Annotated in this window: 6 protein-coding genes and 3 pseudogenes; 4 read left to right on the top strand and 5 right to left on the bottom strand. The window is 57.5% G+C overall.

The genetic code is table 11. The annotated features are described in order from the left end of the window. Window positions 1-257 (top strand): annotated as a pseudogene (locus tag AB4Y34_RS39935) (DDE-type integrase/transposase/recombinase); the annotation flags it as partial. 223 nt (window positions 258-480) lie between these two features. Here AB4Y34_RS39935 and AB4Y34_RS39930 read toward each other — a convergent pair. Then, a complete protein-coding gene (locus AB4Y34_RS39930) occupies window positions 481-741 on the bottom strand; it encodes a hypothetical protein (protein WP_176369959.1) in 261 nt (86 codons plus the stop codon). A gap of 590 nt (window positions 742-1,331) precedes the next feature. Then, window positions 1,332-1,487: a hypothetical protein gene (locus tag AB4Y34_RS39925; protein ID WP_176112029.1), complete on the bottom strand. Its 156-nt coding sequence runs from the start codon at window positions 1,485-1,487 to the stop codon at window positions 1,332-1,334. Between the two features lie 179 nt (window positions 1,488-1,666). Here AB4Y34_RS39925 and AB4Y34_RS39920 point away from each other — a divergent pair, with 179 nt between their 5' ends. Continuing rightward, entirely contained in the window at window positions 1,667-2,473 is an 807-nt protein-coding gene (locus AB4Y34_RS39920; RefSeq protein ID WP_368719135.1) for an IS5 family transposase, read from the top strand. Window positions 2,474-2,603: 130 nt separating this feature from the next. On the opposite strand, the gene AB4Y34_RS39915 is transcribed toward AB4Y34_RS39920, so the two are convergent. The 3 genes and pseudogenes from AB4Y34_RS39915 to AB4Y34_RS39905 form a co-directional block, all read right to left on the bottom strand. Next, window positions 2,604-2,807: a Tn3 family transposase gene (locus tag AB4Y34_RS39915; RefSeq protein WP_176369961.1), complete on the bottom strand. Its 204-nt coding sequence runs from the start codon at window positions 2,805-2,807 to the stop codon at window positions 2,604-2,606. Between the two features lie 417 nt (window positions 2,808-3,224). Next, window positions 3,225-3,398: pseudogene (locus tag AB4Y34_RS39910) on the bottom strand (IS6 family transposase); the annotation flags it as partial. A gap of 449 nt (window positions 3,399-3,847) precedes the next feature. Next, a pseudogene (locus AB4Y34_RS39905) lies at window positions 3,848-4,325 on the bottom strand (transposase); the annotation flags it as partial. Window positions 4,326-4,516: 191 nt separating this feature from the next. Between AB4Y34_RS39905 and AB4Y34_RS39900 the strand changes: the two are divergent. Together AB4Y34_RS39900 and AB4Y34_RS39895 are read left to right on the top strand one after the other, a co-directional pair. Beyond that, window positions 4,517-4,966 (top strand): hypothetical protein, encoded by a 450-nt coding sequence (locus AB4Y34_RS39900; protein WP_176369962.1) that lies wholly within the window; start codon window positions 4,517-4,519, stop codon window positions 4,964-4,966. A gap of 205 nt (window positions 4,967-5,171) precedes the next feature. After that, the coding region (locus AB4Y34_RS39895) for an amino acid adenylation domain-containing protein (protein WP_368719134.1) at window positions 5,172-8,436 on the top strand (3,265 nt) is incomplete at its 3' end.

Genomic DNA, 8,436 nt, shown 5'->3' with positions numbered 1-8,436 from the left:
GGTCGTGGAGGGTTGACGAGACGTACCTGAAGATCCGGGGCAAATGGGTTTATCTATATCGGGCGGTGGATCGGGACGGCCAGACGGTAGACTTCATGCTCAGGTCCAAGCGCGATGTGGCCGCGGCAAAAGCCTTTTTCGGCAAGGCGGTCAAACATCAAGGCCGGCCACCGGAGACGGTCACCCTCGATGGGTATGCTGCGTCGCACCGCGCCGTGCGTGAGATGAAAATTGACGGCCTGCTTCCCGAGGACACGAAGGTACCTTATCGATTGAACAGGACGGCGTTCCAAACCGCGGGCGCGGTGGTATCGCTGAGCCTGAGCGCGCAGAGGTCGAACTGCGCCTTGCGAATGCGATGCATCAACTCGATGCCTGAAATCGTGATCGCGGCACTTCTGAACCGTTTGAATCCAGGCATCACATGCACCGGAGCCCTTTCATCGACCTATCTATGCACCAACGCCCATTTGATCGCTTTCACTTGCAAGTTTCGCCATGACTCTCGCCGGGCAGCTCGGCGCCGTGCGCACGGATCGCGGCAATCAGCTCGGCCGGCGTGATCTCATAGCGCACCACGCGCTGAGTCCCGGGTTTGCGCTGGTCGACGTCGATCAGGACCAGACTTTTGCCGTCGGGCGCAGCTTCGAGTCGCACCGTGCGCCGCACGCTCGCGGTCAGCGCGTCGCTGTCAGTCAGCAGATGGACGGCGCCGTGCGCGCCATTGTGGGGGGGTGTCATCGGACCAGGCTCCTGAAAAGACTCACCGGCGATACCTGCAAAAGCTCACCGTCCGAATCGGACGGCGCGTTCAGTCGAGGTCGAACAATGCCCGGTCTGCCGGCCGGGTGAGAGCCTCATCCATCATTTGCCGAAAGTCGGCTTCGTCCATTTCTCCGCGCTCAACTCGCCGCAAGACGGCCTCACCCACGAGCGCGAGCTTTCGTGCCTGGTCGGCTTTGCTCTCCTTGTATGCCTTGCGGCGCGCCTTGTCGGAAGCTTTTCGTGCCTCTTTTTCTTCTGGACATGCGCCTAGGATACGAAACCTAGGGCTTGATGTCCAGGTTGTGTTAGCCGCTCTAACTGGACTCGAAAGCACGGAATTGCCTGGACTGTCCGGATCGGCGGCGGTGATCGGAGATCGACATAACGAATCGTTGCTCAATATTCAAATTGTCATTTCTGAAAAGTTCTCGGGGCAGGTGTGTCAATGAGCCCAACGAAATCGATCTCGATTCCCATGTCCGCTTTCTTCATCACCTTCGTTCTGCCGCCGCCTTACCGTCAACCTGACAAATCCGTCAGGGCTGCAGCGCCTACGCCCGTCAGCGTTACAAACAAATCTTCCAATCACCCTTTCCGATTTCAAGGAACAAACAGTCGTCGGACCACCCATCCATTTCCGCTGCGACTGCAGGCATAGCTCCAACAAGCACAGTCGCCGCCATTAAACCAACGAATACCACTTTTTTAAGCTTCTTGCGCATGTCAATCCCCATGAATTGAAAACAAAACTTTATGACACTTCGATACTGGCCTACAAAATCAGAAGATCTTCAATTAATGCGGGTGTATGAATGCACAGAGCAATCAAGCCTAGTACGGCACTCGATTCTCTAGCTAGAGGGTGTTATGAACTTTCAGTTGGACTTGGTATCCTGGTGTGATGACACCACGCAAGCCATACCCGACTGATGTGACGGACGAAGAATGGAGCTTCGCCGCTTCTTACTTGACCTTGATGAACGAAGAGGCACCGCAACGCCGATACGAACTTCGCGAAATGTTCAACGCGCTGCGCTGGATGGCGCGAGCCGGTGCCTCGTGGCGTATGCTGCCGACCAACTTCCCGCCGTGGGAACGGGTCTATCAGCAAACACAACGGTGGCTGAACGCGGGTTGTTTCGAGGCGATGGTTAGCGATTTGCGTTCGGTGCTGCGTATCGCCCAGGAGCGCCGGGGGCAACCCAGCGCGGTTATCTTGGATGGACGCACGTTGCAGTCCACGTGCGAAAGCGGCCCGCGTGCGGGCTACGATGGCTATAAGCGCAAGCGTGGCAGCAAGGTACACATGGCGGTCGATACGCTGGGCAATCTGCTGGCTGTGCACATTACGCCGGCCAACGAGCAGGAGCGAGCGCAGGTTGCCGAGCTTGCCCGCCAGGTTCAGCAGGTAACGGGTCAGACAGTGAAGGTGGCATTCGCTGACCAAGGCTATACAGGGGAGGATGCGGCGCAGGCCGCGCGTGATGAAGGCATTGAACTGCAGGTTATCAAGCTGCCGGAGGCTAAAAAAGGCTTTGTCCTCCTGCCGCGTCGCTGGGTGGTCGAGCGCAGCTTTGGCTGGTTGAACCGCTTTCGGCGGCTCACACGAGATTACGAGCGACTTCCGCAGACGCTTGCAGGGCTTCATTTCGTCGTCTTCGCAATGTTGATGCTCGTTCATGCTGCGCCGATTGTCCAAGGTTGCTAACACCCTCTAATGTCTCCCGGAAAGGTAGACGCTAGTTGAGCCAGTTTATATACCAAGGCATAGGACCATCGACTTTAACTCGTCATCGCTTGATCAAAATCAAGCCCTATTGATAGGAGGGCGATTTCACTCAGGCCGATAATGCCTCGAGCGGCAGCCGCTTTCCGATGTCAAGATCGAACCGGCCGTATGGATTGATATGGGTGTAGATCGACGGCAACAGCGCGCGGAAGTCGGCGGCCTGCACCATTGGCCACCAGCGTGGTTCTGCCAGTACACACTGGATCATCAGCGTGTTGACGTACAACTGGTTGCGGGTTTCGGCGGTATTCATGTCCAACAGGACAGCGCGTGCGCCATTGAATTGACGACTTTGCTTCGTTGCGCTGCGAAGGAAAGTTGTCAATTCACATCAGTGCGCAGTAATTCTGTCAATTGGCCTTCGCCTGAGACCATCGCATCTGCGCCCGCGAGGTGGACTTCTTGGTCTGCGAGCGTCAAGCCGCTCGCTTTGCCCGCGCTAGTAAAAGGGCGCGGCAAGATTGACCAATTCCCCGGCAGTCGATCAAATTCCTCCAGGTATGGTCACTTCAAATTCCCCCATGTAACGACCGTCGGCTGTGCGGTCCTTAGCGGTGCTGCAGGACGTTTATTTTTGTCTCCTTCGAAGAAGAAGGAGGCTAGGGAGTGAACGTTTTGAAGCTGCATCTGCAAAGCACGATATTCACGCTGCTCGCTGGGCGAATTCAGCGCCGAACTTGTCGCACCAGCAACGGATTGTTTCGTACGTGACGACGACACCACGCTCGAGCAACAACTCCTCGATATCGCGCAGGCTCAGGCTGAACCGGAAATACCAGCGAACCGCGCAGCTGATGACGGCAGGGAAGCGGTGACCGTGATAAAGCGACTTTCCTTTCTTCATCGCTTCATTCTACCCCCGCTCCTGCGTCAACCTGACAGAGCCCTCATTTCTGTCCAGTATTTCGACAGCAGATCACATTGAGCTTTCAATTGTTTATGTCGTTCCCATCGCATCGCGGACCGCTTTTGCTGCAACAAGACACGTTACTTCAGCGGACTGTCCCACACAATCGGAGCGGCGCTAATGTCTGATTGATTTCTTGTCCCATTATCTACAAATGTCGGACAAGGACGGATTGTAGATCAACTCGCGCTGCGAACGCAGCGGCCCCACATTCCCTCGACTGACACACGCTATAGCTGCTCGTGCCGTCACTACGCGGCGCTTCAGGCTATCTAGCGCTTTCCTACAACTTCTGGCTGGCATTCTTCGTGCTTATGAGCTTTAAACGCTACGGAAGTTTGGGTGCGACATGAACAAATATAGGGCTCTTTTGAAATTCAAATGGGTTATGCAGTATGCGGGTTGATCGAAGTGAAGTTGAGCTTGCCAGCGATCAGGAACAGCACGGTGCGCATGGTTTCGAGATTCGCGTAGCCGCGAGCACGCCGCTTGCGGCCTGAAAACAGGCCGAGCTTACAGAAAGCCGTGGGTCTGGCGCGTCTAAGGCCAAGTGGCGATGCCGCCGAAGTGTTTTCGGATCATGCGGGCAACGTCCTTCATGGGTTCAACCTTGGAACGCATCACGTTGGTACACCACTGCTCGAGCATCTCGGAAACGGCGTTGATCTGTTTGCGATCAAGGATCTCGCGCAACTGTTCTCGACAGAGCAAGGCACGGACCGTACGTTTGGTCGTGACGTTGGCGACCAGCGCGTCGAGATCGGCTCGCTGCGCCGGATTCAGCCGGTCGCGGTCCTTGAGCAGCGTCCAACGCAGGCCCTTAAGGTCGGGATCGATCTTCTGTTCGAGTCGCTCGTCAGCAGCTTGGTCGCCGCGTCAAAATCGACGCCGCTCACGAACCACGGATCGATTACACCCAATGCGGCTTCGAACCGTTTGCTGTGCGTGACCTGCCTTCGTCTTGTTTATGCAGAAGGCGGGACAATACCACCCATCGGAAACTCAACTGAGGCAAATATAGCCATGGCCAACACGATCAAGTACAGAGTGAGAGGGTGTTCGGGCAGGTGCTGGCAACGTCCAGCCCGATTGCCGTGGAGATCGGGCGAACCGAGCTTGCTCAACCACTCATCGGCCCGGCAGCACGGCAGCACGGCAGCTTGCCACGCTGCCTCGGCTTGATAACCTACAGTTCAATGTCTTCGCCATCCTGTGCAGCCTTTGGTCGATATAACCTCTATTGCGCGCAACGTCGAAAGAAGCGCTGTGCGCGCTCGCTCCAATACGCCGGATTGTCTTCAATCGCACGTATGGGCAGAACTACACCTCATTTCGCCAGGCAGGTCGTTCGAGCGGCAACCGGTCTTGAGCACAAACAGGGCGCTATTGGCCCCTTGAAGCATTTCTTCAAACATTCTTTTGGTCCAATGCTGGAAAGGTCGGAAAGGATCCTGAATCAATTGGCGGGAAGTGCTGTGAAAGACGCCGCAAGCCAGATCGGGTGAGACATGTGCAGCCTGGCTATGGCCCGTAGTGTTCCGCACGTTACAGTATCTTCGAACTGCTGGTGAGCTGAATATGTCAAACGAAACCAGTCCGTTGCAATGGGTCATCTCTGAGGAGGGGGGGAGGCGGCGCGCGGCACGATCAAGCGTTTGTAGCGTGTTTGTGGGCGGTGGAACCCTCGCAATTCGCTGCGCTGAGCTCGCGATGGAGATGGGCCATTTCATTGGCGCGGTCTTGTGCGGCGACGGTATATTCGCGGATTGGGCCGCTCGCAGTGATATTCGGTGCGTATCAAGCGTCCAGGAACTTGGCTCCTTTCTGAAGGTTGAGCCGGTCGATTGGATTTTTTCTGTTGGCAATCCGTATATATTGCCGAAGGACGTTTTTGGGCGTGCGCGTCAAGGTGCCTTCAATTACCACGACGGCCCACTTCCGCGTTATGCGGGAGTTCATGCGACATCTTGGGCTCTGCTGGCGCATGAGAGCGAACACGCGATTTCCTGGCATCATATTGATGATGGTATCGATACTGGTGATCTAGTAATCCAACGCAAAATACCGATTGCCCCTACCGATAGTGCACTGACGCTGAACCTCAAGTGTGATGAAGCTGCGATCAAGGGTTTTCAAGAGCTTCTGGCTGGCCTCAAGTTCGGTGGGCTTATCGCCTGTCCTCAGACGCAGGGGGATAGAAGTTATTTTTCTAAATTTCGACGCCCGGATGCCGCTGGCTGCCTACGATGGGATCGAACTGCGCAAGATCTGTTAGCAATAACACGCGCCTTGGACTTTGGGGCGTATGAACCTAATCCATTAGGGTTGCCAAAGATAGTCATACGCGACGAAATGGTTTTGGTCGAGCGGCTCGCGGTGTTGCCTGTTCGATCGGGTGTTCCGGCCGGTTCCCTGCTTGAAATTAAGGCTAAGCATTGGCGTATCGCAACTGGGACTCAGGATGTTGACGTCTGGTTCCGGGACCTGAATGATGGCGTTCTCGACGCGCGGCTCCTCGCGAAAAATCTTGAGCTCCATGAAGGTGATCGCCTTACAGTTTTGACTCGTGATGAGGTGCGCAGCATAACTGCCGTTCATCAATCGTTAGCCCACTCGGAGGATTTCTGGCGAAGGAGGCTTGAGAAGTTTAAGCCATTGCAGGTTTTGCCTCTATCATCGCCAAGCGTCGAGATGGCATCGCCTCAATGGCAGTCGAGTTCATGGATAACTTCGAGCGTTCTGATTGATCTGCCGACCATCGATCGCGTAGAATACCTTTTAACAGCCTGGCTGATCTATCTTGCCAGGATTACCGGAGAAAACACGTTTCAATTGGGATGGAGCCGCGCACCGGATGGATTGCAAGCCGGTTCGAAGGTGATCGATATGCTGGTTGCTTCCGTCGTCCCGATGGAAGTTTGCATAGATCTTTTTAGCGATTTCGCAGAAGTGCGGAGGGCGGTCCGCGCGGAATGTGCGCTTCTTACGGAGCACAATAGCTATGCGAGGGATATTGTCCCGCGCAATCCCACATTGCGAGGTGTGCAAGCGCTGCGCCTCCAGAGGCCGTGGCAAATCGGCACGCGGGTTACCGTTGGGGAATGCGGTAGCGCCAAGGCAGGAAGTCGGAGGTCGAGTCAAACTGCCGGGGTCGCTTTATGCGGTGAGTTGCTGACGTTTGAGATTGATGCTCTAGACGGGACTTTTCGCTGGCATTTTGACGTCGCGCGAATAGCGCCGCAGCAAGTAGACCGCATGGCGCAGCATTTGCAAATTCTGTTGCGCGAAGCGGTGGCTAAGAGGCAACAACCGGTTTGCCACCTCGACCTCCTGCCGGCGGCGGAGCGCCGGTATCTGCTGGAGGAGCTGAACCGCACGGAGGCGGCGTATCCGTCGGAGCGGTGCATCCATGAGCTGTTCGAGGCGCAGGTGCATGAGAACGAGAGACTGAGCTATGGCGAGCTCAATGCGCGGGCCAACCGGCTGGCCCATCATCTGATCGAACTCGGAGTCAGGCCGGATCAGCCGGTGGCGATCTGCGTGGAGCGCAGCCCGGCGATGGTGGTGGGGCTACTGGCGATCCTGAAAGCGGGGGGCGCCTATCTACCGCTGGATCCGGCCTATCCGTCCCAGCGGCTGCGCCAGGTGCTGGGCGATGCCGCTCCGCAGCTGCTGCTTTGCGATGCGGCCGGCCGCGCCGCACCCGGCCCCGAGGTGCTGACCGATGTGATAGCGGTCGATCTGGAGACGGCCACGCCGGTCTGGGGCGAGCAGCCGCCTTCGGACCCGGAGCCGCGCACGCTTGGCCTCACGTCCCGCCATCTGGCCTATGTGATCTACACCTCAGGCTCAACCGGAACTCCCAAGGGGGTACAGAATGAGCATCGAGCGGTTATCAATCGCCTGATCTGGATGCAAAAGGCCTATGCACTCAATACGGCTGACGTCGTCTTGCAGAAGACCCCGTTTAGCTTCGATGTCTCTGCCTGGGAATTCTTCTGGACCTTGCTTGAAGGGGCAACCCTGGTGCTGGCGGTTCCTGGTGTACACAAAGACCCGGATGCGCTTGTAAACCTGATAATCGGCCAACGCATCACCACCGCACACTTTGTACCATCCATGCTGGCCAGCTTCATGGACACGAAGGGCGTTGATCGCTGCACCTCCCTGCAGCGTCTCGTGTGTAGTGGTGAGGCGCTTTCTGCTTCCCTAACGCAGAAGGTTCGGTGCGTATTACCTTGGACCGGTCTGCACAATCTATATGGTCCCACGGAAGCTGCTATCGACGTAACGGCCTGGAATTGCCCGGCTGATTTTAATGGGTCAGTGGTCCCGATCGGCCGTCCGATTGCGAACACGCGGGTTTATCTGCTGGACGGTCATGGCGCGCCGGTGCCGTTTGGTGCGGTGGGCGAGCTTTACATTGGCGGGGCGGGAGTGGCGCGGGGCTATCTGAACCGCCCCGAGCTGACAGCAGAGCGGTTCATCGCCAGTCCCTTTGTGGAGGGCGATCGGCTGTACCGGACCGGCGACCTGGGGCGTTATCTGCCGGACGGCAATCTGGAGTTCCTGGGCCGCAATGACGACCAGGTGAAGATCCGCGGCTACCGCATCGAGCCGGGCGAGATCGCGGCGCGGCTTGGCGAGCACGCCTTTGTGCGCGAGGCGGTGGTGGTGGCGCGCGAGGAGCGGGCCGGCGAGCCACAGCTGGTGGCGTATGTGGTGGCCGCAGAGGAGGTGCAGGAAGCGCAGCTTGCGGCGACGCTGCGCGCGCATCTGGTGGGGCAGCTGCCGGACTACATGGTGCCGTCGGCGTTCATGCGGCTATCGGAGTTGCCGCTGACGGTGAACGGCAAGCTGGACCGCAAGGCACTGCCGGCGCCGGCTGACGATGCCTATGCGCGGCGGGGCTACGAGGCGCCGCGCGGGGAGCTCGAGACGGTGCTGGCGCAGCTGTGGGCGGAGCTGCTGGGTC

Origin of the sequence: Paraburkholderia sp. BR10954 (genome assembly GCF_040965775.1) — a bacterium.
Lineage (GTDB): Bacteria > Pseudomonadota > Gammaproteobacteria > Burkholderiales > Burkholderiaceae > Paraburkholderia > Paraburkholderia youngii.
The sequence above is the reverse complement of the archived record's forward strand: the minus strand, read 5'-3'. Positions and strand labels throughout refer to the sequence as shown.

What these genes read in the sequence shown, in the direction of transcription:
- AB4Y34_RS39925 (WP_176112029.1), bottom strand. Translation starts at nt 1,487, where the DNA reads ATGCGCAAGAAGCTTAAAAAAGTGGTATTCGTTGGTTTAATGGCGGCG.
- AB4Y34_RS39930 (WP_176369959.1), bottom strand. Translation starts at nt 741, where the DNA reads ATGACACCCCCCCACAATGGCGCGCACGGCGCCGTCCATCTGCTGACT.
- AB4Y34_RS39920 (WP_368719135.1), top strand. Translation starts at nt 1,667, where the DNA reads ATGACACCACGCAAGCCATACCCGACTGATGTGACGGACGAAGAATGG.
- AB4Y34_RS39915 (WP_176369961.1), bottom strand. Translation starts at nt 2,807, where the DNA reads ATGAATACCGCCGAAACCCGCAACCAGTTGTACGTCAACACGCTGATG.